Source organism: Pseudomonas sp. ATCC 13867 (genome assembly GCF_000349845.1).
GTDB lineage: Bacteria > Pseudomonadota > Gammaproteobacteria > Pseudomonadales > Pseudomonadaceae > Pseudomonas.
In genome coordinates this window covers 101,175-126,426 of sequence record NC_020829.1, presented here as the reverse complement: position 1 = coordinate 126,426, position 25,252 = coordinate 101,175, and the positions used below count along the sequence as shown (strand labels likewise).

Here is a 25,252-nt window from a genome sequence, read left to right as displayed (position 1 = left end):
CTGTTATGCATTGCCGTCGACTCTACGGTTTGCGGGCGATGATCACCTGGCTCTTGGGCATGACCTGGTCCAGCGCCTCCTTAACCTTCGCGCCCTGGGGCAGGGAGAGCAATTCACTCCAGGTCCTGTCCCATTGCTCGAGCAGCGGATGCCAGGGTTCCGAAAGACTCGGCTGGCCAGATGCCCAGTAGAAGAACCACCACAGCGTGCGATAGAAGCCATACCCCAGGCGCCGCTCGACCTCCAGGCCAGCTTCACGCACCAGGGCTTCGAACTCGTCGCGTTCGAAGATGTGGATATGGTTCGGCTTCTGGAAATAGCTGTCGGGAGCAATGCCCTGCTGCGCCTTCTCCCCGTGCGGGTCCGGTACCGTCAGCAAAAACAGCGAGCCAGGTTTGGCCACTCGCACCAGTTCGTTCAGAAAGCGCGCGGGATCGTCGACGTGCTCCAGCACCTCCATAGCGATAACCCGGCTGACACGCTCATCCTCAAGCGGAATGGGATTGGCGTCCGTGACCAGCGGATGCACGGCGCGAGCACGGGTTTCGCGAACCCTCGCAACGGCCGTATCGACACTCGATTGATTGATGTCGGCAACGAATATCTCCGCGCCCTGACGCCCGGCAAACAGTGTGAAGCCACCATCGCCGCAACCGATATCCAGCACCGAGTCCTCTTCCCGGATGGGGAAACCCTCGATCAACTCACCGGCCTCGTTCTTGAACCAGCCACTGAGCGACATATCCACCAGCCCCACCGGCAGAATGACCGGCGCGGCTTCCGCCACCGCTTGCTCCGAGCTGCCGTCCGGCTGCGCAACCACTTCCTGATCCTCTTGCATGTTCAAGAATCTTTTCAGGCGATGAAGCATGTATGACCCTCAGGTTGTCGACGCTTGCTTGACGCCTGGAAGCGCCGAACGTGTCAGGTTGTGATTGCGCATGTTCGACGTCATCCGCACGCCATAACGGCGCAGCGGGGACTCGACGAAGCGATAGTTCAATTCGGCCAGGGCGGCGATGACCGCCAGGCAGGCGGGAAGTCCGATGGCCAGGAAGACCGGGGCCGCACGATCGACATCGCTGAACAGGCGCAAACGCACTTCGCTGGCGCCCAGATAGACAGGAACGTGGATGAGATAGATCGCGTAGGAACGACTTCCCAGCCAGAACAACACCTCACGCAGTCCACGCACTCGACAGAACAGATCAAGATCGTAGGACGCCAGCCACACCAGCACGGCAGACAGAACGGCAATCGCACCCACTTCGTACGTATACATACCCCTTGCAGGGGATGCCAGCCACGCCAGGTTCGCCAGAATGGCACCGAGTATCAGAGCCGCAACCAATGGACGGCGGGCCAGCCACATCGGCTTCAGCCGTTGATACACCCCCGTACCACCGGCCATTGCCAACAAGACACCCAGCAACAGCGCATCCGTTCGAAACGCCATCAGCCACAGCCCCCGAGCCTGCACCAACTGAAACAGCACCCAGGCACCGAGCAGCACCGGCAACCATCGTCCTCGGACAAAAAAGATCAACAGCGGCAGCAGCAGGTAGAACTGCTCCTCCAGCGATAAACTCCAGTACACAAAGCTCGAGTAGAACTCACAGGTTCCAAAGCAATAAGCAAATCGCGCATTGGCGACATTGAGCATACCGGCAAGCGTCGCCTCCAGATTGGCACTCACCTGTCCATAGACGCCCGATGTGTTGAACAGCCATGACAGCAACAACATGATCGCCAGCCACAGCCATGCCGAAGGTATCAGTCGCCAGAACCGGCGTAGCCAGAACACCTTGATCACGGGCCAGGCCTCGCCCCAGCGCCGGGGGCGCTCCATCTGCCCCAGCAGCCCACGGGCAATGACGAACCCGGAAATCGCAAAGAACAGGTCCACGCCAAACCAGCCGCCAAGCTGTTGAAATGGCCAAGGCAGGCTGGGCGTGTTGAAGCCTGTGAGAACCCCGTTCACGTGATAAAGCGCGACCGCCAACACCGCGAATGCCCGCAGTACCTCGATATCGGCAATGCGGCGATTCATCTGTCGCGACTCCCCTGCGAAACATCCCCGCCTGCCGCATTGCCCTGGCTGCTGCAGACCGATGCAAGGAAAGGTTGTAGACGGCTATTCACGGATTTTCGAGAGCAATAGCTGGACATCCTGTCGATTGAACGACGCGCCATGTCGCGATAGCGTTCGGGGCAATCCCGAACCAACCGATAGGCGTCGTGGTAGGCCGTGACCAGGGACTGCCAATCGATCTGCTGCCTGCACGTACGAATCGCCGATCGCGGGTCGTGCGGCCAGGAGGTTGCCTCCGCCCAGCTCTTCACCACGAAGGCCACCTGCTCATCGATGTAGTCGCTCATCCCCGAATGGGCGGGCGCGATCGCGGGCTTGCCGCAAGAAAGGAACTCCATCAGCGGCAGACACTGCCCTTCCCCGAAGGAAGCATTCACGACATAGGATGTGGATGACATCAACGCCTGGTAATCGGCATCCTCCAGATAACCGTGCATCAATACGATCCGGCACTGGAACGGCGGCAGGCGGGCCATGCAACGCGCCATCGCGGTCAGTGCCGAGCAGTAGTCGCGGTGGGTCAGCTTGAAGACCAGCACGGCATCGGGTGTCTCGGCGAATGCCGTGCAGAAGGCGGTGATCAGGTCCTGCCAGTTCTTCCGGCCGTCATAGGGGTTGAACACGGTGCTGAACACCACCCCTTGCAGTTCGATGGCGAACGGCGCCGGCGTGAACAACGCCCGATGAGGGAACGGATCCTCCTCGACGACATCCTGCTCGACAGCCAGATCGGAAACCGGCTCCGACGCCACCCACTCTCGTCCCAGCAGCTTGCGCGCCACGCGCTTGGCGAACGCCGGCACCAGATCCTGCAGCACCAGCAGGTACCAGGTCGCCAGATAGCGGCGATGGATCTTCGCCCACTGGCGCCAGGAGAACGCCTCCCGGATCACGACGGGCTCGGCTACCACAGGGGGAATCGCATCGGACAGCCCCTCCTGCTCGACCGGCGGCGCCTCGCCCTTGAACAACAAATGCCAATGGTCAGGGTCCGCGTGCAGGAACAGCGACAGGTCCAGGTTTCGGCTGTCGAAGACAACCCCGTCGCCCCGGATCGTCTGCCGCTCCCCACCCCCGTCGGCCTGCCTGATGGCCTCGAAGGCATCCCAGACCGGCGACGGGACCGACAGAATCGGGTAGGCATCCGGCACCTGCTTGCGAACGGCGTCCACCGTCGACAGAGAATGGGTTATCGCCTGGCCGAACTGGCGCAGCATGAAGGCCCAGTCCTGGGCGTTGTCATGTAGCCAGGTCTCATGCGGAATGCTGTCGAACTCCCAGGCGAACACGGGGATCGTCGGGCACTCCAGGGTCGCCAGGGTCTTGTTGGGTGGCGAGAAGCTGAGGAAAACGCAAGGCTCGCCACGCTCCCGGCATTCGCGATAAAGCGCATCGACCTCGGTTGCGGGATCACTGATGACTACAACCTCGCCGAGCTCGCGCAGCGCGGGAAGGAACTCCTTCAGGACGAAGTAGTAGCTGTATTCCGGCGCTCCCAGGCTGGTGCGGATGGTCGCGGCATTGGTTTGCGAATAGACCAGGATCCTCATGAGCCGGCCCTCGCCTGCTGCCGCTCGGCAAGCGGGCCGGTCGAGGCCTGCGCCTGGGTCCGGGCGAAGAACGTACGCCAGGCCTCGGCCATGTCGTCCAGGGACGCCCGCTCGCGCACGACAGCGCGCGCACGTTGCGACAACGCTCGATAGCGTTCAGGCTCGTCGACGGCGATGGCGAAGCCACGGGCGAAGACCTCGCAGAACGACACCCAGTCCAGCCGATGGTCCCGCAGGTACAGGCGCTTATCCGGATCCCGCCCCCAGTACGCGGGCTGCACCGATGACCGAAGGCGCAGCTCGCTGTCGTCATCGACCCAGCCGGACAGCGCGCTATGGCAAGGCGCCAGCACCGGGCGCCCGGCGCTCATGAACTCCTGCACGGTAATCGCCGAAGCCTCGCTCTGCGCGGGGTGCACCAGGTAGTGGCTTGCCGCGACCAGGCGCTCGTACTCGGCATCCTCGAGATAGGCATTGATCACCACCACGCGGCACTGGAACGGCGAAAGGCGCGACAGATTGGTCAACATTGCGATCCGTCCCGAGGAAAGATCGCTATGAGTCAGCTTGAAGACCAGGGTGGCATCGGGCTGATCCCTGAAGGTCCAACAGAATGCGGTCAGCATTTCCGTCCAGTTGCGGGTTTCATCCTCGGCCCGCAGCACACAGGTGAAAACGACCCCATGCAGACGCACACGCTGCTCAACCACCGGCAACTCATTTGAAACCACCTCCACCGTCACGGGGGGCGGTGCCGGCGCCTCCAACGGCGCCTGGCGAACCTGCAGTGGCGCGATAAAGGCTTCCTTGAACCAGTCCCGCAGCAACGCCCGGCTGACGTTCAGACGTTGCTGCCAGCGTGACGGCGCAGGCTCGTCGGATACGGGCTCGGCATCGAGCACCGGTTCAGGCTCCGGTTCAGGCTCTGGCTCTGGACGCGCGAGCCCGTCCACCGACAGCCCGATCGACGGGCTGTCCAGAAGCTGGCCCCGAAAGCTCAACGTGCGCGGCCGCAGCGACGGCGCGCAACCCTCCTCGCTGCCCAGGCCGGCAAAGCGCTCCCACGGCTGCGCGGCGCTGACCAGGACTGGGAAGTCGGCCCCCATCAGGCGACGTATCGCCCGTGCGGCCTGCTCGCTGAAGGTAATGGCGCCCGCGCTGCGCTCCAGATGAACGCGCCAGTCTTCGGGAGCCGTCTCCAGCGAGTCGAATGCCCAGGGCAGGACATGGAAACAGGGGCAGCCATCCTCCAGCCCCGAGGGCGGTGGAAATCCGAAGCTGCAGATCGCCACGCGATGCCCCTGATCACGCGCGTGACGGCAGAGCGCGGCTACATCGGTATCGGCAACCACCTCGACAGGCTCGCCCAGCCTCATCAGCACAGGCCAGAGGGCATGCGCGAGGAAATGCAAACCCTGTCCAGGGAGACCCAGGATTTCGGAGGGTGCCAGCCCTTCGAACTGACTCCGGACAAGAATGATCATCTTCATCTTTGTATTCAGCGCCCCGATATCAGAGGGCCATTGTTGTTATTGATGCTGGGTACCCAAGGCTTCGATCGGACATCTCCGTGCCGGAACCCCAAAGGTCCTGTGTGAACGCAGAAGTGCAGCGGCGAGTGATCCCCCGTGTGGCGTCTAGAAAGCCATTTCAGGGGGGACATTGCAAGGAAATCGATACAGATGCCCTCCGCCTGCTGCAGAACAGTCATTCCGACCCCGCACAGTGTGCCTACACAAACACACCCAGCTGTGACTGGCGAGTCGAGTTCGGTAACCGACATCCTTGCCCTCCCACCTTGATCCAAACCTGTGAGGAGGATCGCATCATGGACAGCACGCCTCTACTCGCCGTCTCCTATCCTCGTCAACCGGCGAGAACCGCACGCCTGCGGGCGTTCCGGCAATGGCTGCAGAACGCCCGCACCCGCCGCCAGCTGGCAGCGCTGGACAGCCGACAACTGGCCGACATCGGCATCAGCCCCAGCGAACGCATGAGAGAAATTTCGAAACCGTTCTGGCGCTGATCTCTGGTGACGCCCCTCAGTCTTGGCTAGTCTGAGCTCAGGTAGAGTGGCCTCCCCCCGGCCACCTTGTTTGATCCTATCCGGAGCCACTCCATGAAGAAGAGCCTTCAACTGATCGCCGCCGCCGCCCTGATCGGCAGCGCCACCGGCGCCTTCGCCACCAGTTTCGTCTACACCACCGACCTGTCGGTGCGCGCCACCGGCGCCACTTCCGACGCCACCTCCAACATCAGCAACTCCTTCAAGGACGACAAGATCGTCCTCGAAGCCAAGGACGACGCCGCCACCTTCGTCGCCAGCCAAGGCGAGATCCGTGGCGCCCACCTGGAAGCCGCCCTGCGCCACATCCGCACCAGGATGCCGGCCCTGGCCGCCAACGACCAACAGCTGGCACAGGCCATCCTGACCATCTGACGCCTCCCCGCGCCGGGCACTCCGCCCGGCGCGCCGCGCTGGCCCTCGCCGGCACATTCCGTTAGCCTTGGCGGTCGTGCTTTTCCGATCATCTCCGCCCATGCGCCCTCTACTGCTCCTGTTGCCGATATCGTTCTGCGCCCTGCCCGCCCAGGCGTTCGACCAGACCACCCAGTTCCCGGTGAAGACCAGCTACGTCACCAGCAAACTGACCAGTACGCCGTTCGAGAACAAGCTGCTGCGCAACGCCCGTGACGACGCCGCAGGGTTCATCGCCACCGGTGGCGAGCTGCGCGGCGTCCGCCTCGAAGCGGCGCTGCACTGGCTGCGCCAGCGTCATCCGGAGCTCGCGGCGAACGATCGGGAACTGGCCGAAGCGATTCTTGCCCAATAAGTCGTGAGCAGCTCCCGCTGCCCTTTCGGAGATATCCATGCGCCTTTGCTCGATTTCCAAGAGCCCCCTGATCCTCGGTCTGCTGCTCGCCGCCTGCGCTTCCGGCGCCCAGGCGCAGTCGGTGATTCGCGTGTTCAACATCACCACCAACGCCTTCGCCCGCAGCATCGACTTCACCTCGGACACCACCACCTCCGTGCGCGACATGAAGATCGTCCAGGAAGCCCGCGACGACGCCGCCAGCTTCGTTGGCAGCGCCGGTGCGATCCGTGGCGCCCAGCTGGAAGCCGCGTTCAAGGTGCTGCGCGAAGACGTGCCGCAGGCGCGTGACGCCTCCGACCAGGCCCTGGCCGAAGCCATCCTCGCTCTGTGAAACTCCGGGTTGGCCGCTGGCTGGCGGCCCTTGCACTGATCGTCGCCGCCAGCAGCCAAGCCTCGCTCCGCCTGGAGCTCGACACCGACGGATTGACCGGCGCCCAGCGCCAGGCCAGCCAGCGACTGCTGGACGAGGCCCTGCAGACGCTGCCGGCCGGCTTCGTCGAGCGCCTCGACCGCACCGTCGAGGTGCAGTGGCGCGACGACCTGCCCAGCAACGGCATGGGCCGCGCCCTGCGCCCCGACGCCATCGCCCTGAGCAACCGCTACCTCGCCGCGCTCACCGACGGCAGCGCCGCCACCCAGCAGACCGGCCGCACCCACGGCACCCTGCGCCGCGAGCTGCTGGCCGCCCTGCTCCACGAGCTCACCCACCTGTACGACCGTGCCCGCCTGTGGGACGCCGACGAAGCCCGCGTCATCCGCCGCTGCACGATGCGCGACAAGAGCCTGGGGCGCGTCGGTGCCCCCTCGGAGTGCCGTGGCCAGACCGGCCGCCGCTTCACCCTGTCGGACGACCCGCGCCTGCTCGACCTGGCCGGCTGGCCGCAGTACGCCGGCAAGCACGGCGAGCGCGAACAGCACAACCGCTTCGTCCTGCGCACCCCGGACAGCTACGAGTTGAGCAACCCGCGCGAGTACGTCGCGGTGAACATGGAGTACTTCCTCCTCGACCCCAGCTACGCCTGCCGCCGCCCCGCGCTGTACCGCTACTACGCCGCGCGCTTCGGCGAGCGCCCACATGACACCTGCGCCAGCAGCTACGCCTACCTCAATGCCGGCCGCGACTTCGGTCGCCAGCCGCTGGGCTACCTCGACCCGGAGCGGGTCTACGAGGTGGACTACTTCATCGCCGAGGCCAACAACGACATCGCCAGCCGCTGGGGGCACACCATGCTACGCCTGGTGGTCTGCGCGCCGGGCCGCCCGCGCGGGCCGGACTGCCGTCTGGACCTCGACCAGCACCTGGTGCTGTCCTTCCGCGCCTTCGTCGGCGACCTGCAGCTCTCCAGCTGGGACGGCCTGACCGGCGCCTACCCGTCGCGGCTGTTCGTGCTGCCGCTGTCGCAGGTGATCGAGGAGTACACCAAGGTCGAGCTGCGCAGCCTGGCCTCGATCCCGCTGCGCCTGAGCCGCGAGGAGATCAACAGCCTGGTGGAGCGCTCCGCGCAGAGCCACTGGAGCTATGACGGCAACTACTACTTCCTGTCCAACAACTGCGCCGTGGAAACCCTGAAGCTCCTGCGCAGCGGCGTCCCGCGGCAAAGCCTGCAGAGCATGGACAGCATCACCCCCTACGGCGTGCTCGGCCTGCTGGAAAACCAGGGCATCGCCGACCCGAGCGTGCTGGACAACCCCAAGGAAGCCCTGCGCCTGGGCTATCGCTTCGACTCCTTCCGCGACCGCTACCAGGCCATGTTCGACGTGCTGAAGCAGCGCCTGGACATCCGCCAGGACAAGGTCGAGGACTGGCTCGCGCTGCCCGCCACCGAGCGCCGCCCCTGGTTCGACAAGGCCGACCTGCGCGCCAGCGCCGCCCTGCTCCTGCTCGAACAGGCCTCGCTGCGCCGCCAGCTGCTGCTGGCCCAGGACGAACTCAAGCAGCTCTACCTGAGCAACCGCGACGACCTGAGCGCCGACACCCGGCTGGCCACCGCCGGCAAGACGCTGCAGCAGATCCTCGACGACAGCGGCTTCCTCAGCCGCCCGGCGGAGCTGCTCGACGGCGGCTACGGGCTGCCCCAGGCGAAGGAAACCGTCACCCTCGAGCAGCAGACGCAGCAACGGCAGAAGCGCCTGCGCCAGCTCAGCGACAACCTCGACCGCGAAGTGCGCGCCCTGCTGACGCCCGAGCGCCGCGCCGAACTGGCGGCGCTGGAGGCCAACACCAAGCAGATCGGCGCGCACCTGCGTGCGTTGCACAAGGCGGCGGGCGGGTTCGAACTGCCCTGACAGGGTTCAGGGCTCGTACGAGCGAGGCATCGCCAGCGTAGGGCGTACAACCGTTCGCAGTTGTACGCCGATTCACCCGTCCCCATCGCGACTCCATAGCCGGCCTCGGGTTGCCCGAAGCCAAGGTCAAACGGCGCATAACGTCGAACGTTATACGCCCTACATTCGTGCGTAGTCCGCTCGCCCATCCGACGCGCCGTTCGCGAGCAAGCTCGCTCCTACGAAGAGCCTGACGGCGTAATACCTGTAGGAGCGAGCTTGCTCGCGAACAAAACCTCTCGTAGAAAACTAGAGCTTCTCCTCCCACTCCTCCGCCAACTGCTCATCCAGGTGAATCCACGGCAGCCGACTCTTCACCCAGATATGCCGGTTCGGCGCCACATTGGCCACGTCGTCCAGCGTCGCCGTGGTGAGGTCCAGGGTCTCCGGTGCGAGGTCGGTGAACAGCGCCAGTTGCGCCCCGCAGTTGCCGCAGAAGTAACGGACGCAGGACGGCGAAGAGTGGTACTCGGCGGGCGTGCCGGCGGTCCAGCGGAAGCTTCCCAGCGGTACCGTGGCCCAGGTGGTGACGATGCCGCCGGTGGTGCGCCGGCAGATCGAGCAGTGGCAGTGGGCAACGTCGTGCAGCTCGGCGTCACACGCATAACGCACCTGCCCGCAATGACAGCCACCGGCATGTGTAGCACTCATGGGGGTTCTCCTGGTTCAGTCGTATTCGGCGGCCTCGTGGTCGCCCAGCAGCCGCCGTTGTCGCGGTGTGCAGGCGGCGAGTACCTCGGGGTCGAAGGTCCAGTCCAGGTAGGGCGAGAACTTCTGCGCGACCATCCTCCGGCCGTAATGCACCTGCAGCAGGTAGCGCGTGCGGTCGCTCAGGTTGCGGCTGCCGGCGTGCCACAGGTCGCTGCGAAACAGCAGGCAATCGCCGGCGCGGCACAGCACCGGCTCGGCCACCCTGCCCCGCCATTCGCGCTCGTCCGGCCGGGGCGCCCGGCCCGCGCGGTGGCTGCCGGGAATCACCCAGGTCGGACACAGGGCTTCGTCGATGTCATCCAGGTAGATCTGCGCGGTGCAGATGAACATCGGCACCTCGAAACCCGAGTCCAACAGCTCCGCCGGCAGCGCGACGGGCAGATAGTCCTGGTGCATCTCGGCACCGATGAAACCGGGATGGCAGCGCCAGGCGGTCAGGCCGATCGCATGGCAGTCCGCGCCCAGCGCCGCTTCGGCCAACCCGATCAGCTCCGGCGGATCGAGATACGGCAGCCAGCGCGGCGAACGGTTGAACACGCACTTGTAGTGATCCACCAGGCCTTCGTAGTCCCAATGGAACGGCCGCAGGCCATCGATCAGCTCGCGCACGTCGGCCACCTGCGCGGCATCCAGCAGGCCACGCAGCAGGACGAAGCCATCCTCGTGCAGCGCCTGCAGGCGGCTCACGGGGCGAGTTCTCCGCTCCCCAGTGCGACCTGGGCGCGCGCCAGCGCATCGAGGAACGCCCCCAGCACCTCGCCCGGCTCCGCGCCCTGGCGCGTCACGCAATGGAACTCGGAGACGTAGGCCAGCTGCGCCGGGCGGATCGCCCGCAGGCGTCCCTCGGCCACCCACTCGCCGGCGTAATGGGTCGGCAGGTAGCCGATGAAGGTGCCGCTGAACACCAGGTTGGCGATGGCTTCCATGCTGTAGGCGTTGGTGGAGCGGCTGAACACCAGGCCGTGGGGGCGCCGGCTCTCGGCCATGTAGCCGCGCCCGACGTACTCGGCGGCGCAGATCCGCTCCAGCGGCGGCTCGTCGTCCACGCGGTCGAAGAACGGATGCTCGCGGGCGCAATAGAGGTTCTGCTCCTCGCGGAACAGCGGTTGGTAGCAGAGCCCGGACAGGCGATGGTGGAAGGCGCCGATGGCCAGTTGCAGGCGCTCTTCGAGCACGGCGTTTTCCAGCTCGTCCGGGCGCTGCGTATGCAGGTTCAGGCGCACGCGCGGATGGCTCTCGCGGAACAACCGGATCGCCAGCGGCAGCGGCCAGCACTGCTGGCCGAGCACCCCGTCGACGCAGCCCAGGTGCAGCACCTCGCGGTCGCGGCCACCCAGGCCCGTCACCTGCTCGCGGAAGCGCTCGATGTCGACGAACAATCCCTGCGCCGCCTCATACAGCTGCTGCCCTTCCTCGGTGAGCTGGAAGCCGCTGCTGCCCCGCCGGCACAGCGAGTAACCCAGGCGTACTTCAAGGTCGCGCACCAGTACGCTCAGCCGCGACAGGCTGGTGTTCAGGCGCACCTGGGCGGCGGTGAAGCCACCCGCTTCGACGATGGTGCAGAAAGTGCGCAGCAGGCGCAGGTCGATATCGGAAAGATTGCCCAGCATAGGAGTTCTCGCGGCGGCGGGCGCAGGCCCTTCGTTATAGCGCCGACGGCGCCGCCCCGTGAACCCCCAGGGCGGTCAACGGCGTGCAGCGACCGAATCGGCCAGCACGCAGAGCAGCTCGAACATCATGGTGGCGCCCACCAATGCGGTCGCCCCGCCCTGGTCGAACGGCGGCGAGACCTCCACCACGTCGGCGCCGATCAGGTTCAGCCCCTGCAGGCCGCGGATCATGTGCTGCGCCTCCAGCGTCGTCATGCCGCCGATCTCCGGCGTGCCGGTGCCGGGCGCGAAGGCCGGGTCGAGCACGTCGACATCGAAGGTCACGTAGGTCGGCCCCTGCCCCACCACCCGGCGCACTTCGGCCAGCGTGGCGGCGACGCCCAGGTCGGCGAACTCTTCCATGTGGATCACCCGGATGCCTTGCTCGCGGGCGAACGCTTCGTCGTCGGCGTCGTAGATCGAGCCGCGAATACCGATCTGCACCGTGCGCTTCGGGTCCAGCAGCCCTTCCTCGATGGCGCGGCGGAACGGCGTGCCGTGGGTGTAGGGGTTGTCGCCGAAGTAGCGGTCGTTGGTGTCGGAGTGGGCATCGAAATGCACCATGCCGATGGGCCGTTCGGCGGCCAGCGCACGGAAGATCGGCAGGGTCACCAGGTGGTCGCCGCCGACCGACAGCGGGATGGTTCCGGCGGCGTGGATGCGCCGGTAGAAGCCTTCGATCTGCGTGAGCGAATCGAGCAGGTCGATGGGGTTCACCGGGGCGTCGCCGATATCGCCGATGCGCAGCAGGTCATAGGGCGCGATGTGGCTGACGTGGTGCACCTTGCGCATCAGGCTCGACTGGTTGCGCACCTCGCGCGGGCCGTGGCGGGCGCCGGCGCGATTGGTGGTGCCGCCGTCCCAGGGCACGCCGAGCAGGGCGATGTCCACCTGCGCCGGGTCCTCGAAGATCGGCAGGCGCATGAAGCTGGGGATGCCGGCGAAACGCGGGATCTGGGCGGCATCCAGGGGTTGCGGGAAGTCATGGGGCATGGGGCGTCTCCTGTCTGATTGAGGTTCAGTCAGCCTGCGCCTGCAGGCTGGCGGCGGGTGCGCCGGCGAGGCTGACCACCACGAAGGTGACCAGGCTGGCGAGCAGGCCGTAGGCGATGGGGGTATTGGCGAGGACGCCGTCGATGGCCATGAACAGGACCACCACCAGGCTGCCGACGACGATGCTGGCGATGGCTCCGCGTGCCGAGGCGCGGCGCCACAGCAGCGCGCCGAGGATCGGCACCAGCAGGCCGCCGACCAGCAGGTTGTAGGCGATGCTCAGGGCGCCGATGACGTCGTTCACCAGGCACGCCAGGGCCAGCATCACCACGCCCATCAACAGGGTGAACAGGCGGCTCTCGCGCAGGCCGTTAGGCGCGCCGGGGCGCAGGAAGCGCGCATAGACGTCCTCCTGCAGCACCGTGGCGGCAGCCAGCAGGCAGCCCGAGGCAGTGGACATGATGGCCGACAGCGCCGCCGCGACCACCAGCCCGCGCAGGCCGGGTTCGAGCACCTGGCGGGTGATCTCGGCGTAGGCGTTCTCCGGCACCGCCAGGTTGGGGATCAGCACATGGGCGGCGGCGCCGATCAGCGCGCAGGCCAGGCCGTAGAGCATGCAGTACACGCCCGCGCCGAGGCCGGCGTAGCGCACCACCTTCTCGCTGCGCGCGGTGAACACGCGCTGCCAGATGTCCTGGCCGATCAGCGCGCCGAAGAAGTACAGCAGGAAGTAGGTGAGGATGGTGTCCAGGCCGATGTGGCCGAGGTCGAAGAAGCCCGCCGGCAGCACTTCCTGCATGTGCGACAGGCCGCCCGCCTTGCTGATCGACAACGGCAGCAGCACGGCGAAGATGCCGAGGGTCTTGATCACGAACTGGATGATGTCGGTGAGGGTCAGCGACCACATGCCGCCGATCACCGAGTAGACGATGACGATGCCGCCACCGCAGAGGACCGCCGGGATGCGCGGGATCTCGAAGACTACCTCGGTCACCGAGCCGATGGCGATGGTCGCGGTGACCGCCACCATCAGGTCGTAGGCGACCATCACGATGCCGCCGATCAGCCGCGAGGACGCCTGGTAGCGCTGCTCGAGGATCTGCGTGACGGTGTAGACCTTCAGCCTGGCGATCTGCCGCGAGAACACCAGGCTGAGGACGATGATCCCCAGGCCCAGCATGAACACCAGCCACAGGCCGGACAGCCCGTAGAGGTAGCCGAGCTTCACCGTGCCGATGGTGGACGCGCCACCCAGTACCACGGCGGCCATCGTGCCCAGGTATAGGCCGGGGCCGAGGCGGCGCCCCGCCACGAGGAAGTCGGTCTGGTTGCGCGCCTTGCGCATTCCGTACCAGCCCAGGGCGAGCATGCCCAGGGCGTAGACCAGCATGATCAGGTAATCGAGCAGCATCGCGGGAGGCTCCTGTTGTTGTTGTGTGGGATTCAGGCCGTCGCTCCGCAAGCCTGATCCGCCAGCCTCCCCCGGCAAATCCCCAAAGCCTGAAGCCAACTTTCGCTAGCGCAAAAGTAGCGCCGCAGCCCACGCCGGGCGGGCCTTCCGCACCCTCCTCCGACGGCTTTCCAGAAAGATTTCTCTCTCGCCAACTGCTTGATTCGTATACGTATGTTATCGTTGTAAACACTGTATACAGCGTAAACGGAACTGTACGAAAAGTGACCACCGTTATCTCCTTCCGCGCCGATGACGCCCTCGTCCAGGCCCTGGACCAGCTGGCCCGCGCCACCCACCGGGACAGGCCCTACCACCTGCGCCAGGCCCTGGCGCAGTACCTGGAGCGCCAGAGCTGGCACGTGGCGGCCATCGATGAAGGCGTGGCGGACGCCGATGCCGGCCACCTGCTGGAGCACGTCGTCATCGAATCCAAGTGGGGGCTGGCATGAGCCTGGTGTGGACGCACAAGGCCGCGGCCGACCTGGACGCCATCTACGACCACTACGTGGTGCTGATCGGCCCGGAGAAGGCGCTGCGGGCCATCCAGGACATCGTCGAGCAGGTTCGTCCGCTGGCGAACCTCGACCAGAGCAGTAGCGGCGTACCCAGCGAAGTGCCGGGCGTCAGGGAATGGCCGGTCGAGCGCTGGCCCTACCAGGCCGCCTATCGGGTAAAGGCGCGTTCTGTACAGATTTTGCGCATCGACCGTGTGGATAACTCGGGGTAAAAGTGGCCACACGGTTACAAGATATTTCCAAGTATTGACTTTTCTGTTTGATCACAAATCGTACAAATAGATATAAATCAAGTAATTGGTCATTTTTCGTCTTATGTATCTTACAAAGAACAAAATACGAACGAAATATTCAATACTGGTCATTCGAACTGAGCGACGGCTGACTTTCTCCAGGCAATAAAAAACCCGGCCAAGGCCGGGTTTTTTCGTTTTTGCGGTTTTTTTTCGAAAAGCGCGTCAGGCAGCCTGCCAATCGACCGGCAACTGCCCTTCTTTCCAGGCGAAACGGTCGAGATGGCTGACCACCACGCCCTGCAAGCGCTGCAGGGCCTCGGCATCGTCGGCTTCGGCGTCCATCAGTAAGGCTTCGGACGTGGCCTGCATGCGACAGGTGCCGAAATCGAAACGCAGCACGCCGCGATCCTCGGTCAGCTCCACCGGAAGCTTGTGGGCGAAGTGATTGCACAGGCGCTTGAGGTAACGCGCGGCGTCAGGGGTGGCGACAGTGGCACGGCTCAGCGGCATCGTTCTCTTCTCCTTTTTCGGGAGTTGCCATGCTAGAGGGGGGAAATCCAGGGAAAAACCCACTATTTTGCCTTTCACTCTTAAGCGGAGCTTCACAATGGACAACCTCAAGGGCATGGCGGTCTTCGCCACCGTGGTGGCCCGCGGCTCGATGGCCGCCGCCGCCGAGAGCCTGGGCATGACACCCTCGGCGGTCAGCCAGCAGATCCGCAAGCTCGAAGCCCACGCCCAGGTGACCCTGCTGCACCGCACCACCCGCAAGCTCACCCTGACCGAGGCGGGTGAAGCCTTCTACCGCAGTTGCGCGCAGATGCTGGCGATCGCCGAGGAGGCCGAGCAGCGCCTGGGCGAATGGCGCGAGGCGCCGGTGGGCGAGTTGCGCCTGGCCGCGCCGGTGGGCTTCTCCGGCCAGTTGATCAGCGAGGCCCTGCGCCCGCTGCTGGAGAACCACCGGCAACTGCGCCTGCAACTGTTCTTCCACGACGAGCAGATCGACCTGATCGAGCAGCGCATCGATCTGGCCATCCGCGTCGGCAGCCTGTCCGATTCCAGCCTGGTCGCGCGCCACCTGGCCGAATGGAACAACATCATCTGCGCAGCGCCTGCCTACCTGCGGCGCCTGCCGGCCATCGAACATCCGCAGCAACTGCAGGACGTGGACTGGCTGGCGCTCAATACCGTGGCGCACCAGGGCTACCTGACCTTCAGCGGCCCGGGTGGGTCGGGTGGGGAAGTCTGCAAGCTCCGCCTGGAGCCGCGCGTCGCCGCCAACAGCATGATCGCCCTGCGCCAGTTCACCCTTGACGGCCTCGGCGTTTCCGCGCAGCCCGAGCCGGAAGTCCGCGAGGCGCTGGAGGAGGGCAGGCTGGTACGGCTGCTGCCGGCGTGGAGGCTGCCGCCCTTCGGCATCTACGCCGTCACCCCGCGCCGCGATGCGCAACCGGCCAAGGTGAAGGTGGCCATCGAGGCGCTGCGCCGTCACCTGGGGGGCTCGGCCCCGCTGCGCTTCCACGCGCCGGTGTGAGGCGCGCTACCATGACCGCCTCGATGACTGGAGCGACTCCAACATGGCCCTGAACTGGACCTGCAAGCACCACCGCGACCTGAGCAAGGACGAGCTGTACGCCATCCTGCGCCTGCGCACCGAAGTCTTCGTGGTGGAGCAGCGATGCCCCTACCAGGAAGTCGACGGCCAGGACCTGGTCGGCGACACCTGCCACCTGATGGTGGAAGAGGACGGTCAGTTGCTCGGCTACCTGCGCCTGCTGGACCCGCAGCGCCACGAGGGCGACGTGGTGATCGGCCGCGTGGTGATCGCCCCGCAGGGCCGCGGCACCGGCCTCGGCCACCAGTTGATGGAACAGGCACTGCAGGCCATCGCCCAACGCTGGCCGGGGCTGCCGGTGTATCTCTCGGCCCAGGCGCACCTGCAGGGCTACTACGGCCGCTATGGCTTCACGCCGGTGACCGACGTCTACCTGGAAGACGACATCCCGCACATCGGCATGCGCCGCAACGCCTGACTCAGACCGGGTAATGCCTGGCGAGGAAATCGCCCAATAGCGCGTTGACCCGCTCCGGCTGCTGGTTCTGGATCCAGTGGCCGCAGTTCTCCAGCACATGCTGTTCGAGCTTCGGCACGTGCTCGGGCATGCGCTGCACGGTGTACGCCTCGAAGCGCCCCACCGGGTCGCGGTCACCGATCAGGAACAGCGTGGGTTGTTCGACCTTGCGCCCGGCCAGCGGCTCGGTGCGCCGCCAGGTGCGCTCGAAGTTGCGGTACCAGTTCAGCGCGCCGTGGAAGCCGCGCCCGGCAAAGGTCCGCACATACCACTGGAAGTCGTCGGCGCTGCACCAGACGGGATGCTCCGGCGGGGGAGGCAGACCGTCGAACAGGCGGCCCTCGGGCGACTGATCCGGCGCCAGGCGCACGTTGTCGCCGAGGAAGTGGCGCAGGCTGGTGGCGATGTCCGCATCCAGCTCGGCTTCGGCGCGGCCGGGCTGCTGGAAGTAGAGGATGTAGAAGAATTTGCCGGCGAACACCTCGCGCATGATCTCCACGGCGGGGCGCTTGGCGCGGCCGGCGAAGGGCACCGACAGGGTCGCCAGCACCTCCACGCGCCGTGGCTCCAGCAGCGCCAGATGCCAGGCCACCGGCGCGCCCCAGTCATGCCCGACCATTGCCACGCGTTGGTGGCCGAGGGCGTCCATCGCGCCCTGGATATCCGCACAGAGCGTCAGCACGTCGTAGGCGTCCACCGACTCCGGCGCGCTGGTCTGGCCATAGCCGCGCATCTCCGGGACGAACACGCGGTAACCGGAGGCGGCGAGGGCGCGCATCTGGTGCCGCCAGGAATGCCAGCACTCGGGGAAGCCGTGCAGCAGCCAGACGGGCTTGCCGTCCGCCGGCCCGCAGCTGTACAGGCTGAGCTGGATGCCGTTGACCGCCAGCAACTGGTGTTCGAACTCGTGCATGACGCGACCTTCCTTGAATGCCAGGTTCAACTATGCCGTGCCTGGCGCGCAGCCTGAATCGTATTCATCGGGCGAATGTAGCGCTCTCACCAGTCCCTACGCCGATGCATCGCCTGTAGGAGCGAGCTTGCTCGCGAAAGGCCTACCTCCGGGTATCAGGAACGGTTCGCGAGCAAGGACTGGGCGTCCCTCTCGCTCCTACAAAAAGCACAGAGCCAGCCCTACTCGACAAGAAAAAATGTCCGTCGTATTCTGCACAGCGAAACATAATTCCGTTAAAACAATTCAAAACGGAGCACGACATGTCAGAAGCGGTACAGCTCGAACGCCGGGGCGAGATTGCCCTGGTGACGGTCGACAACCCACCGGTGAACGCCCTCGGACACTCCGTCCGCGCCGGGCTGCTCGCCGCCTTCCAGCAGGCCGAGGCCGATCCGCAGGTGCATGCGGTAGTGCTGGTGTGCGCCGGACGCACCTTCGTGGCCGGCGCGGACATCCGCGAGTTCGGCAAGCCGCCGCAGGCGCCGTCCCTGCCCGAGGTGGTCGACATCCTCGAAGGCGCCCGCAAGCCCAGCGTCGCCGTGATCCACGGCACCGCCCTGGGCGGCGGCCTGGAAGTCGCCCTGGCCTGCCACTACCGCATCGCCCGCCGCGACGCCCAGGTCGGCCTGCCGGAAGTGAAGCTCGGCCTGCTGCCCGGCGCCGGTGGCACCCAGCGCCTGCCGCGCCTGGCGGGTGTGGAGAAGGCCCTGGACATGATCGTCTCCGGCGCGCCGATTCGCGCGCCGCAGGCACTGGAATACAACGTCGTCGACGAGCTGTTCGACGGCGACCTGATCGACGCCGGCCTCGCCTTCGCCCAGCGCCTGCTGGCGGACGGCAAGGGCCCGCGGCGCACCGGCGAGCGCAACGAACGCGTGCAGGAAAGCGGCCTCGCCGAGTTGATCGCCCACAAGCGCGGCGAAGTGCAGAAACGCCTGCCCGGCCAGTTCTCCCCGCAGCGCTGTATCGACGCGGTGGAAGCCGCGACGCAATTGCCGCTGCGCGAAGGCCTGGTGCGCGAGCGCGAGCTGTTCATGCAATGCATGGAATCCCCGCAGCGCGCCGCGCTGATCCACGCCTTCTTCGCCGAGCGCGAAGCCGCCAAGGTCGACGGGCTGGCCGCCGACGTGCAGCCACGGGAAGTCCGCCGCGCCGCCGTCATCGGTGGCGGCACCATGGGCGTCGGCATCCTGCTGTGCTTCGCCAACGCCGGCATCCCGGTGCAACTGCTGGAAGTGAACGAAGACGCCCTGCAACGCGGCCTCGACCGCGCCCGCAGCCTGTACGCCGCCAGCGTGGCACGGGGCAGCCTGGGCGCTGAAGAGATGGAGCGGCGCCTGAGCCTGATCAGTGGCGTGCTCGACTACGCCGCGCTGGGCGACGCCGACGTGGTGGTCGAAGCCGTGTTCGAAAGCCTGGAGGTCAAGCGCCAGGTCTTCGAACGACTGGACGCCCACTGCAAGCCCGGCGCGATCCTCGCCAGCAACACCTCCTCGCTGGACCTCGACGAGATCGCCGCCTTCACGAAGCGTCCGCAGGACGTGGTCGGCCTGCATTTCTTCAGCCCGGCCAACGTCATGCGCCTGCTCGAAGTGGTGCGCGGCAAGGCCACCTCGGCCGCCGTGCTGGCCACCGCCATGCAACTGGGCAAGCGCTTGAAGAAGGTCCCGGTGGTGGTCGGCGTGTGCGACGGCTTCGTCGGCAACCGCATGATCTTCCAGTACGGCCGCCAGGCCGAATTCCTCCTGGAGGAGGGCGCCACCCCCGCGCAGGTGGACCGCGCGCTGCGCGCCTTCGGTATGGCCATGGGACCGCTGGCGGTGCGCGACCTGTCCGGCCTCGACATCAGCCATGCGATCCGTTCGCGCCAGCGGCCGAACCTCAAGCCCGGCCAGACGCTGCCGACGGTGCTCGACCAGCTGATCGCCGCCGGCATGCTCGGGCAGAAGACCGGCACCGGCTTCTACCAGTACGGCGAGGGCGGCCGAGCCGCGCAGGACAACCCGGCACTGCCGGCCATGCTCGAACAGGCCGCCGCCGAGCGCGGCATCACCCGCGCGCCAGTGAGCGACGAAGAGATCGTCGAACGCTGCATTTACGCACTGATCAACGAGGCCGCCAATATCCTCGACGAAGGCATCGCCCAGCGCGCCAGCGACGTCGATGTGATCTTCCTCAATGGCTACGGCTTCCCCGCCTGGCGCGGCGGCCCGCTGTTCCACGCCGACAGCGTCGGCCTTGCGCAAGTGCTCGAACGAATCCGCGCGTTCCACCAGCGCCTCGGCGCCTGGTGGCAACCCGCACCGCTGCTCGAACGCCTGGTGGCCGAAGGCCGCCGCTTCGCCAACCTCTGAGGACCCAGCATGGACATCCATTTCACCCCCGACGAACTCGCGTTCCGCGATGAAGTCCGCCACTTCCTCGACACGAAACTGCCCAAGGACATCGCCAGCAAGGTGCGCCTGGGCAAACACCTGAACAAGGGCGACCACCAGCGCTGGCAGCGTGTGCTCGCCGAGCAGGGCTGGTACGCCACGCACTGGCCGGAGGCGTTCGGCGGCACCGGCTGGAACGCCGTGCAGAAGCACATCTTCGAAGAGGAATGCGCCGCTTTCGGCGCGCCGCGCACCATCCCCTTCGGCGTCAACATGGTCGCCCCGGTGATCATCAGGTTCGGCACGCCCGAGCAGCAGGCGCACTACCTGCCGCGCATCCTCGACGGCACCGACTGGTGGTGCCAGGGCTACTCTGAGCCGGGCGCCGGCTCCGACCTCGCTTCGCTGAAGACCCGCGCCGTGCGCGACGGCGACCATTATGTGGTGAACGGCCAGAAGACCTGGACCACCCTCGGCCAGCACGCCGACTGGATCTTCTGCCTGGTGCGCACCGACCCCGAGGCGCAGCAGCAGCGCGGTATCAGCTTCCTGCTGATCGACATGAAATCCCCCGGCATCACCGTGCGCCCGATCATCACCCTGGATGGCGAGCACGAGGTCAACGAGGTGTTCTTCGACAACGTGCGCGTGCCGGTGGCGAACCTGGTGGGCCGCGAGAACGAAGGCTGGACCTGCGCCAAGTACCTGCTGACCTACGAGCGCACTGGCCTCGCTGGTATCGGCGCATCCAAGGCGGTGCTCGCGCACCTGAAGCAGGTCGCCAGCCGTGAGCTGTGCGACGGCAAGCCGATGCTCGAGGACCCGCTGTTCCGCGCCCAGGTAGCGGAGGTGGAGATGCAACTGATGGCCATCGAGATGAGCACCCTGCGCATCCTCGCCGCCGCCCGCGAAGGCGGGGTGCCGGGCGCGGAAAGCTCGATCCTGAAGGTGAAGGGCACGGAGATCCGCCAGGCCATCAGCCACCTGCTGCGCAAGGTGCTCGGCCCCTACGCGCTGCCCTTCATCGCCGAAGAGTTCGAGCTCGGCAGCGACGCACTGCACGCGGACTACGCGGCGGCGCCGGCCAGCCAGTACTTCAACCTGCGCAAGCTGTCGATCTTCGGCGGCTCCAACGAAATCCAGAAGAACATCGTCTCCAAGATGATTCTCGAGCTGTGAGGCCCCGATCATGGACTTCAAACTGAGCGAAGAGCAGCAGATGCTGCAGGACACCGCGGCCCGCCTGGTTCGCGACGCATACCCGTTCGACCAGCGCGAGGGCTTCGGCAGGAGCGAGCTTGGCTACAGCGCCGACTTCTGGCGCCAGCTGGGCGAGCTGGGGCTGACGGCGGTGTCGCTGCCCGAAGCCTACGGCGGCTTCGGCGGCGGCGTGGAAAGCCTGCTGGTGCTCACCGAGCTGGGTCGCGGCCTGTGCCTGGAACCCTACCTGCAATCGGTGGTGCACGGCGGCGGACTGATCGCCCAGCTGGGCAGCGAGACGCAGAAGGAGCACTGGCTGCCGCGCATCGCCAGCGGCGAAGCGCAACTGGCGGTCGCACTGGAAGAACCGCAGAGCCATTACCAGTTGCACGACGTGCAGACCCACGCGGAGCCGGCCGGCGACGGCTGGAAGCTGAGCGGGCGCAAGGCAGTGGTGATCGGCGGGCAGAGCGCCACGGCGATCCTGGTCTCGGCGCGGGTGTCCGGCAACGCGCGGGACGAGGCGGGGATCGGCCTGTTCCTCATCGATCCGCAGCAGGCCGGCGTGAACCGCCGCGACTACCCGACGGTGGACGGCCAGCGCGCCTGCGAGCTGTTCCTCGACGGAGCCATCGGTGAGGCCATTGGCACGCCGGGCGAGACGCTGCCGGCGCTGCGTTATCAACAGGGTCGCGCCATCGCCGCACAGTGCGCCGAAGCCCTCGGCAGCCTGCAGGAAGCCTGCGCGCTGACCCTCGACTACCTGAAGACGCGCAAGCAGTTCGGCATCCCGATCGGCAAGTTCCAGGTGCTGCAGCACCGCATGGTGGACATGCGCAGCGAGCTGGAACAGGCCACCAGCATGGCGATCCTTGCTGCCTGCGTCGCCGACCGGCCCGACAGCGCCGAGCGCAGCCGCACCCTGGCGGCGGCCAAGTTCATCGTCACCCGCGCCGCGCGCTACGTCGCCGAGCAGGCGATCCAGCTGCATGGCGGCATCGGCATGACCTGGGAATACGTGCTGGCGCACCACGCCAAGCGCCTGGTGATGCTCAGCCACCAGCTGGGTGACGACGATCATCACCTGAAGGTTTATGCGGGGTTGATGGAAGTCGTCTGAGGCGCACCGCCGTCTCTTTGCAGGATCGAGCTTGCTCGCGAACGGATGTTCCGGTGACTCCGGCGCTGGGCGGTTCGCGAGCAAGCTCGCTCCTACGAACAGCCCTATCGCTCCAACCCCGGCTTTGGCTCTGACTCCCAAAAGGCTTCCAGAGAAATATCCGCACGCGCCGAATGCCCCGTTCAGGAGGCCTCGTTGAAGCGGAGTTTCAGGGGTTGAGCGACATGGATGTCGCGAGAGCGGCGATGGGCCAGGGATGGCCCTTCGACGCGTGCCCCTGAAACTTCGGTTCAACGAGGGAATTTTTCGCCTAAGCGAAAAACCGGATGATTGGGGCAAGACCTTTGCCTTCTTTGGGGCGTTTGCCAAAGAAGGTCGCCCGAGGGGGCGAAACAAGAAGCCCGCGCGCACGCCGAAGCGACGCGGGAAACAAGGCTTGAGGCTGACACATCGCGGACGGAGTCCGCTCCTACAAAAGCTCGAGGACGATCAGGCCCCGAGGCTCTCGATATCCCGCGCCAGGATTTCCAGCTCGTGGGCCAGCGACCCGCGCAAGGTCTCTTCACTGAGCTGGAACGACGGCGCCCCGCAGGTCAGCGCCATCAGCCCGCCGTCGGCCAGGCGCAGCGGCACGCCGGCGGCGCGCACGTTGCGGTCCCAGTCGCCGAGGGACAGGCAGAACCCATGCTGGCGGTACTCCTCGAAGGACGCCTCCAGCGATTCGCGCATCTCCTGCCAGTCGCCCTCATGGCGCGCCTCCAGCGCCGACAGCAGGTGCTCGCGCTCCTGCTCCGGGGTCGCGGCAAGGTAGGCGCGGCCGGCGGCGGTAGTCGCCAGCGGCAGGCGCACGCCGGCGCCCATGCGCAGGGACGTGGCGTCGGGCGGAAGGCAGTTCTCCACGTAGATCATCGACAGCCAGTCGCGGCAGGTCAGGCCGACCGTGGTGTTGGTGCGGCGGGCGAAGGCATCCATGTACGGCTTGGCCAGTTGGCGCACGCGCAGGTTGGAAACGTAGGCGTAGCCCAGCGCCAGCACGCCGGAATCCAGCTGGTACTTCTCGTGCTGCTGCGAGTAGCAGAGGTAACCGAGCCGGGTCAGGGTGTAGGTCATGCGCGACACGGTCGGCTTGGGCAGCCCGGTGATCCGCGCGATGTCCTGGTTGCCGAGCACCACCGAGCCGTGGGTGAAGGCCCGCAGCACGTCCAGCCCGCGGGCGAGAGCCTCGACGAACTTGCGGTCCTTGGGGGTGCTGCTGTCTTCGACGTCGTCGCTCATGAGGCCTCGGCAGGGAATCTGGTGGACAGGCGCCGCGGGCGGCGCGGGCGAACGATAGCAGATCGGCCCGCCGCCCCGCAGCGGTCCGAGCGTGCCCGTTGCAGGAAAATAGCCTATCGCATACCATCGATTTCGACACGCTGTTTCGCTGTGCAGAACAATAATTCAAGGCTCAGAGAAAAAGTACGGAGAAGTCGATGCCCGCTCAACCGACCGGTCACGTGGCCCGCGAGATCACCCGTCACGACTACCAGAACCTCCACGACCTGCTGCGCGACGCCTGTCGCGAATTCCCCGAGCGCCTCGCGTTCTCCTGCGGCGACAGCCACCTGAGCTTCGCCGAGCTGGAGCGCCAGGCCGATGCCTTCGCCCGCTACCTGCGCCACCACGCCGACCTGCAACCCGGCGACCGCCTGGCGCTGATGCTGCCCAACTCGCTGCAATACCCCATCGCCACCTTCGGCGCGCTGAAGGCCGGCGTGGTGCTGGTGAACACCAACCCGCAGTACACCGCCAGCGAACTGCACCACCAGCTGGCCGACTCCGGCGCCAGCGCCGTGCTCCTGCTCGACCGCCTGCTGCCGCTGCTGCGCGGGGTGCAGGCGCACAGCGCGGTGCGGCAGATCCTGCTGACCTCGGTGGACGACATCGAACGTCCGCAGTTCGACAGCGACGAGGCCGATTGCACGCGCTTCCAGCAGGCCCTGCGCCTGGGCGCCGAAGCGCCGCCGGTATGCGCCGAACCGGGCCTGGATCGCCTCGCACTGCTGCAGTACACCGGCGGCACCACGGGCGTCTCCAAGGGCGCGATGCTCAGCCACCGCTGCCTGCTCGCCAACGTCATCCAGACCCTGGAACTGTTCCTGCGCCCCGGCCTGCTGGAGCCGGCCACCGACGTGCGCATCGCGCCGCTGCCGCTCTACCACATCATGGCCTTCGCCACGAACTGCCTGTCCTCGGTGGGCATGGGCCTGCACACCGTGTTCATCCGCGACGGCCGCAACCTCGACGAGATCATCGGCGCGATGCGCCGCTATCCCTTCACCCTGATGAGCGGGATCAACACCCTGTTCGTCGGCCTGATGAACCACCCGGATTTCCCCGCCATCGACTTCAGCCACCTGAAGTGGGTGACCTCCGGCGGCGCACCGCTGAACCGCGAAGTGGGCCGGCGCTGGGAGGAACTGACCGGCGCGCCGGTGCGCGAAGGCTTCGGTCTCACCGAGGCCTCGCCGGTGGTCTCCACCGGCACGCTGCAGAGTCCGTACCGCGAGGGCTACGTCGGCCAGGCGCTGGTGGATACCGAACTGCGCACCGTGGACGAGGAGGGCAACGACACCGGCCCCGACCAGCCGGGCGAGCTGTGGTTGCGCGGCCCGCAGGTGATGCAGGGCTACTGGCGGCGCCCGGAGGAGAGCGCCCAGGTACTGACCGAAGACGGCTGGCTGAAGACCGGCGACATCGCCGAGCTGGACGCCGACGGCATGCTGAGGATCGTCGACCGCAAGAAGGACATGATCCTGGTCTCGGGCTTCAACGTGTTCCCCAACGAAGTGGAGGACGCGGTGATGCGCCACCCCGGCGTGCGCGAGTGCGTGGCCATCGGCGTGCCGGACGCGCGCAAGGGCGAGGCGGTGAAGCTGTTCGTCAGCCTCAGGGACGTCGCGCTGGAACCGGCGGCGATCATCGCCCACTGCCGCGAACACCTCACCGGCTACAAGGTGCCGAGCTTCGTCGAGGTGCTCGACGAGTTGCCCAAGACCAGCGTCGGCAAGCTGTTGCGGCGCCAACTGCGCGATCTCGAACTGGCCAGAAGGACCGCCCCGTGAACACAGCGTCTATGGTTGAAGCAGGT

At 66.4% G+C, this 25,252-nt stretch carries 25 protein-coding genes; 13 read left to right on the top strand and 12 right to left on the bottom strand.

Going from position 1 to position 25,252, the window contains the following annotated elements; translation table 11 throughout:
• Nucleotides 1-22: 22 nt before the first annotated feature.
• Genes H681_RS00560 through H681_RS00545 form a run of 4 tightly spaced genes read right to left on the bottom strand, consistent with a single transcriptional unit; the run spans nucleotide 23 to nucleotide 5,132 of the window.
• Nucleotides 23-841, bottom strand: coding sequence for a class I SAM-dependent methyltransferase (locus H681_RS00560; RefSeq protein WP_015474884.1), 819 nt, complete (start codon nucleotides 839-841; stop codon nucleotides 23-25).
• Nucleotides 842-880: 39 nt separating this feature from the next.
• Nucleotides 881-2,050, bottom strand: a complete 1,170-nt coding sequence (locus H681_RS00555) for an acyltransferase family protein (protein ID WP_015474883.1) — start codon at nucleotides 2,048-2,050, stop codon at nucleotides 881-883.
• Complete coding sequence (locus H681_RS00550) at nucleotides 2,047-3,642, bottom strand: glycosyltransferase (protein ID WP_015474882.1); 1,596 nt, start codon at nucleotides 3,640-3,642, stop codon at nucleotides 2,047-2,049. The genes H681_RS00555 and H681_RS00550 overlap by 4 nt, the downstream gene beginning before the upstream one ends.
• A complete protein-coding gene (locus H681_RS00545; RefSeq protein WP_015474881.1) occupies nucleotides 3,639-5,132 on the bottom strand; it encodes a glycosyltransferase in 1,494 nt (497 codons plus the stop codon). The genes H681_RS00550 and H681_RS00545 overlap by 4 nt, the downstream gene beginning before the upstream one ends.
• A 338-nt stretch (nucleotides 5,133-5,470) precedes the next feature.
• Between H681_RS00545 and H681_RS00540 the strand changes: the two genes are divergently transcribed.
• From H681_RS00540 to H681_RS00520, 5 genes are all read left to right on the top strand, one after another.
• Nucleotides 5,471-5,668 carry a DUF1127 domain-containing protein gene (locus H681_RS00540; protein ID WP_015474880.1) on the top strand — a complete coding sequence of 66 codons (198 nt, stop codon included), beginning with the start codon at nucleotides 5,471-5,473 and terminating at the stop codon, nucleotides 5,666-5,668.
• Nucleotides 5,669-5,761: 93 nt separating this feature from the next.
• Nucleotides 5,762-6,082, top strand: coding sequence for a DUF2388 domain-containing protein (locus H681_RS00535; RefSeq protein WP_015474879.1), 321 nt, complete (start codon nucleotides 5,762-5,764; stop codon nucleotides 6,080-6,082).
• A 100-nt stretch (nucleotides 6,083-6,182) separates the two neighbouring features.
• Nucleotides 6,183-6,476 carry a DUF2388 domain-containing protein gene (locus tag H681_RS00530; protein ID WP_015474878.1) on the top strand — a complete coding sequence of 98 codons (294 nt, stop codon included), beginning with the start codon at nucleotides 6,183-6,185 and terminating at the stop codon, nucleotides 6,474-6,476.
• Between the two features lie 37 nt (nucleotides 6,477-6,513).
• A complete protein-coding gene (locus tag H681_RS00525; RefSeq protein ID WP_015474877.1) occupies nucleotides 6,514-6,849 on the top strand; it encodes a DUF2388 domain-containing protein in 336 nt (111 codons plus the stop codon).
• Nucleotides 6,846-8,804, top strand: a complete 1,959-nt coding sequence (locus H681_RS00520; RefSeq protein ID WP_015474876.1) for a DUF7844 domain-containing protein — start codon at nucleotides 6,846-6,848, stop codon at nucleotides 8,802-8,804. The genes H681_RS00525 and H681_RS00520 overlap by 4 nt, the downstream gene beginning before the upstream one ends.
• A 288-nt stretch (nucleotides 8,805-9,092) precedes the next feature.
• Here the strand turns inward: H681_RS00520 and H681_RS00515 are convergent, their stop codons facing one another.
• The 5 genes from H681_RS00515 to H681_RS00495 all read right to left on the bottom strand — a co-directional run bounded on the left by H681_RS00515 (nucleotide 9,093) and on the right by H681_RS00495 (nucleotide 13,607).
• Nucleotides 9,093-9,494, bottom strand: coding sequence for a GFA family protein (locus tag H681_RS00515; RefSeq protein ID WP_015474875.1), 402 nt, complete (start codon nucleotides 9,492-9,494; stop codon nucleotides 9,093-9,095).
• Between the two features lie 15 nt (nucleotides 9,495-9,509).
• Complete coding sequence (locus H681_RS00510; protein ID WP_015474874.1) at nucleotides 9,510-10,241, bottom strand: phytanoyl-CoA dioxygenase family protein; 732 nt, start codon at nucleotides 10,239-10,241, stop codon at nucleotides 9,510-9,512.
• The gene (locus H681_RS00505; RefSeq protein ID WP_015474873.1) at nucleotides 10,238-11,164 is read right to left on the bottom strand and encodes a LysR family transcriptional regulator; all 927 of its coding nucleotides are present in this window, start codon (nucleotides 11,162-11,164) and stop codon (nucleotides 10,238-10,240) included. The genes H681_RS00510 and H681_RS00505 overlap by 4 nt, the downstream gene beginning before the upstream one ends.
• Before the next feature lie 75 nt (nucleotides 11,165-11,239).
• A complete protein-coding gene (gene speB, locus H681_RS00500; RefSeq protein WP_015474872.1) occupies nucleotides 11,240-12,196 on the bottom strand; it encodes an agmatinase in 957 nt (318 codons plus the stop codon).
• A gap of 25 nt (nucleotides 12,197-12,221) precedes the next feature.
• Entirely contained in the window at nucleotides 12,222-13,607 is a 1,386-nt protein-coding gene (locus tag H681_RS00495; RefSeq protein ID WP_015474871.1) for a sodium:solute symporter, read from the bottom strand.
• Between the two features lie 263 nt (nucleotides 13,608-13,870).
• Here H681_RS00495 and H681_RS00490 point away from each other — a divergent pair, with 263 nt between their 5' ends.
• Together H681_RS00490 and H681_RS00485 are read left to right on the top strand one after the other, a co-directional pair.
• On the top strand, nucleotides 13,871-14,098 hold the full coding sequence (locus H681_RS00490; protein ID WP_015474870.1) for a CopG family ribbon-helix-helix protein: 228 nt from the start codon (nucleotides 13,871-13,873) through the stop codon (nucleotides 14,096-14,098).
• Nucleotides 14,095-14,376 carry a type II toxin-antitoxin system RelE/ParE family toxin gene (locus H681_RS00485; protein ID WP_015474869.1) on the top strand — a complete coding sequence of 94 codons (282 nt, stop codon included), beginning with the start codon at nucleotides 14,095-14,097 and terminating at the stop codon, nucleotides 14,374-14,376. Before H681_RS00490 ends, H681_RS00485 begins: the two co-directional genes overlap by 4 nt.
• A gap of 246 nt (nucleotides 14,377-14,622) precedes the next feature.
• Here H681_RS00485 and H681_RS00480 read toward each other — a convergent pair whose 3' ends face one another.
• Entirely contained in the window at nucleotides 14,623-14,910 is a 288-nt protein-coding gene (locus H681_RS00480; RefSeq protein WP_015474868.1) for a DUF2218 domain-containing protein, read from the bottom strand.
• Nucleotides 14,911-15,007: 97 nt separating this feature from the next.
• Here H681_RS00480 and H681_RS00475 point away from each other — a divergent pair, with 97 nt between their 5' ends.
• Entirely contained in the window at nucleotides 15,008-15,934 is a 927-nt protein-coding gene (locus tag H681_RS00475) for a LysR family transcriptional regulator (protein WP_015474867.1), read from the top strand.
• Nucleotides 15,935-15,977: 43 nt separating this feature from the next.
• Nucleotides 15,978-16,433: a GNAT family N-acetyltransferase gene (locus H681_RS00470; RefSeq protein ID WP_015474866.1), complete on the top strand. Its 456-nt coding sequence runs from the start codon at nucleotides 15,978-15,980 to the stop codon at nucleotides 16,431-16,433.
• Between the two features lies 1 nt (nucleotide 16,434).
• On the opposite strand, the gene H681_RS00465 is transcribed toward H681_RS00470, so the two are convergent.
• A complete protein-coding gene (locus tag H681_RS00465; protein ID WP_015474865.1) occupies nucleotides 16,435-17,385 on the bottom strand; it encodes an alpha/beta fold hydrolase in 951 nt (316 codons plus the stop codon).
• A 302-nt stretch (nucleotides 17,386-17,687) separates the two neighbouring features.
• On the opposite strand from H681_RS00465, the gene H681_RS00460 reads away from it, so the two are divergent.
• Genes H681_RS00460 through H681_RS00450 form a run of 3 tightly spaced genes read left to right on the top strand, consistent with a single transcriptional unit; the run spans nucleotide 17,688 to nucleotide 22,122 of the window.
• On the top strand, nucleotides 17,688-19,781 hold the full coding sequence (locus tag H681_RS00460) for a 3-hydroxyacyl-CoA dehydrogenase NAD-binding domain-containing protein (RefSeq protein WP_015474864.1): 2,094 nt from the start codon (nucleotides 17,688-17,690) through the stop codon (nucleotides 19,779-19,781).
• Nucleotides 19,782-19,790: 9 nt separating this feature from the next.
• Nucleotides 19,791-20,981: an acyl-CoA dehydrogenase family protein gene (locus tag H681_RS00455; protein ID WP_015474863.1), complete on the top strand. Its 1,191-nt coding sequence runs from the start codon at nucleotides 19,791-19,793 to the stop codon at nucleotides 20,979-20,981.
• A gap of 10 nt (nucleotides 20,982-20,991) precedes the next feature.
• A complete protein-coding gene (locus H681_RS00450; RefSeq protein ID WP_015474862.1) occupies nucleotides 20,992-22,122 on the top strand; it encodes an acyl-CoA dehydrogenase family protein in 1,131 nt (376 codons plus the stop codon).
• Between the two features lie 489 nt (nucleotides 22,123-22,611).
• On the opposite strand, the gene H681_RS00445 is transcribed toward H681_RS00450, so the two are convergent.
• Nucleotides 22,612-23,397 carry an IclR family transcriptional regulator gene (locus tag H681_RS00445; RefSeq protein WP_015474861.1) on the bottom strand — a complete coding sequence of 262 codons (786 nt, stop codon included), beginning with the start codon at nucleotides 23,395-23,397 and terminating at the stop codon, nucleotides 22,612-22,614.
• Between the two features lie 197 nt (nucleotides 23,398-23,594).
• Between H681_RS00445 and H681_RS00440 the strand changes: the two genes are divergently transcribed.
• Nucleotides 23,595-25,226, top strand: coding sequence for an AMP-binding protein (locus H681_RS00440; protein WP_015474860.1), 1,632 nt, complete (start codon nucleotides 23,595-23,597; stop codon nucleotides 25,224-25,226).
• The last annotated feature ends 26 nt before the right edge of the window (nucleotides 25,227-25,252 follow it).

Excerpts from the sequence above, each read along its gene's own strand:
- H681_RS00555 (WP_015474883.1), bottom strand. The coding sequence starts at position 2,050 with ATGAATCGCCGCATTGCCGATATCGAGGTACTGCGGGCATTCGCGGTG.
- H681_RS00545 (WP_015474881.1), bottom strand. The coding sequence starts at position 5,132 with ATGAAGATGATCATTCTTGTCCGGAGTCAGTTCGAAGGGCTGGCACCC.
- H681_RS00450 (WP_015474862.1), top strand. The coding sequence starts at position 20,992 with ATGGACTTCAAACTGAGCGAAGAGCAGCAGATGCTGCAGGACACCGCG.
- H681_RS00485 (WP_015474869.1), top strand. The coding sequence starts at position 14,095 with ATGAGCCTGGTGTGGACGCACAAGGCCGCGGCCGACCTGGACGCCATC.
- H681_RS00530 (WP_015474878.1), top strand. The coding sequence starts at position 6,183 with ATGCGCCCTCTACTGCTCCTGTTGCCGATATCGTTCTGCGCCCTGCCC.
- H681_RS00445 (WP_015474861.1), bottom strand. The coding sequence starts at position 23,397 with ATGAGCGACGACGTCGAAGACAGCAGCACCCCCAAGGACCGCAAGTTC.
- H681_RS00455 (WP_015474863.1), top strand. The coding sequence starts at position 19,791 with ATGGACATCCATTTCACCCCCGACGAACTCGCGTTCCGCGATGAAGTC.
- H681_RS00495 (WP_015474871.1), bottom strand. The coding sequence starts at position 13,607 with ATGCTGCTCGATTACCTGATCATGCTGGTCTACGCCCTGGGCATGCTC.
- H681_RS00525 (WP_015474877.1), top strand. The coding sequence starts at position 6,514 with ATGCGCCTTTGCTCGATTTCCAAGAGCCCCCTGATCCTCGGTCTGCTG.
- H681_RS00540 (WP_015474880.1), top strand. The coding sequence starts at position 5,471 with ATGGACAGCACGCCTCTACTCGCCGTCTCCTATCCTCGTCAACCGGCG.
- H681_RS00535 (WP_015474879.1), top strand. The coding sequence starts at position 5,762 with ATGAAGAAGAGCCTTCAACTGATCGCCGCCGCCGCCCTGATCGGCAGC.
- H681_RS00470 (WP_015474866.1), top strand. The coding sequence starts at position 15,978 with ATGGCCCTGAACTGGACCTGCAAGCACCACCGCGACCTGAGCAAGGAC.
- speB (WP_015474872.1), bottom strand. The coding sequence starts at position 12,196 with ATGCCCCATGACTTCCCGCAACCCCTGGATGCCGCCCAGATCCCGCGT.
- H681_RS00475 (WP_015474867.1), top strand. The coding sequence starts at position 15,008 with ATGGACAACCTCAAGGGCATGGCGGTCTTCGCCACCGTGGTGGCCCGC.
- H681_RS00560 (WP_015474884.1), bottom strand. The coding sequence starts at position 841 with ATGCAAGAGGATCAGGAAGTGGTTGCGCAGCCGGACGGCAGCTCGGAG.
- H681_RS00465 (WP_015474865.1), bottom strand. The coding sequence starts at position 17,385 with ATGCACGAGTTCGAACACCAGTTGCTGGCGGTCAACGGCATCCAGCTC.
- H681_RS00550 (WP_015474882.1), bottom strand. The coding sequence starts at position 3,642 with ATGAGGATCCTGGTCTATTCGCAAACCAATGCCGCGACCATCCGCACC.
- H681_RS00515 (WP_015474875.1), bottom strand. The coding sequence starts at position 9,494 with ATGAGTGCTACACATGCCGGTGGCTGTCATTGCGGGCAGGTGCGTTAT.
- H681_RS00440 (WP_015474860.1), top strand. The coding sequence starts at position 23,595 with ATGCCCGCTCAACCGACCGGTCACGTGGCCCGCGAGATCACCCGTCAC.
- H681_RS00480 (WP_015474868.1), bottom strand. The coding sequence starts at position 14,910 with ATGCCGCTGAGCCGTGCCACTGTCGCCACCCCTGACGCCGCGCGTTAC.
- H681_RS00505 (WP_015474873.1), bottom strand. The coding sequence starts at position 11,164 with ATGCTGGGCAATCTTTCCGATATCGACCTGCGCCTGCTGCGCACTTTC.
- H681_RS00460 (WP_015474864.1), top strand. The coding sequence starts at position 17,688 with ATGTCAGAAGCGGTACAGCTCGAACGCCGGGGCGAGATTGCCCTGGTG.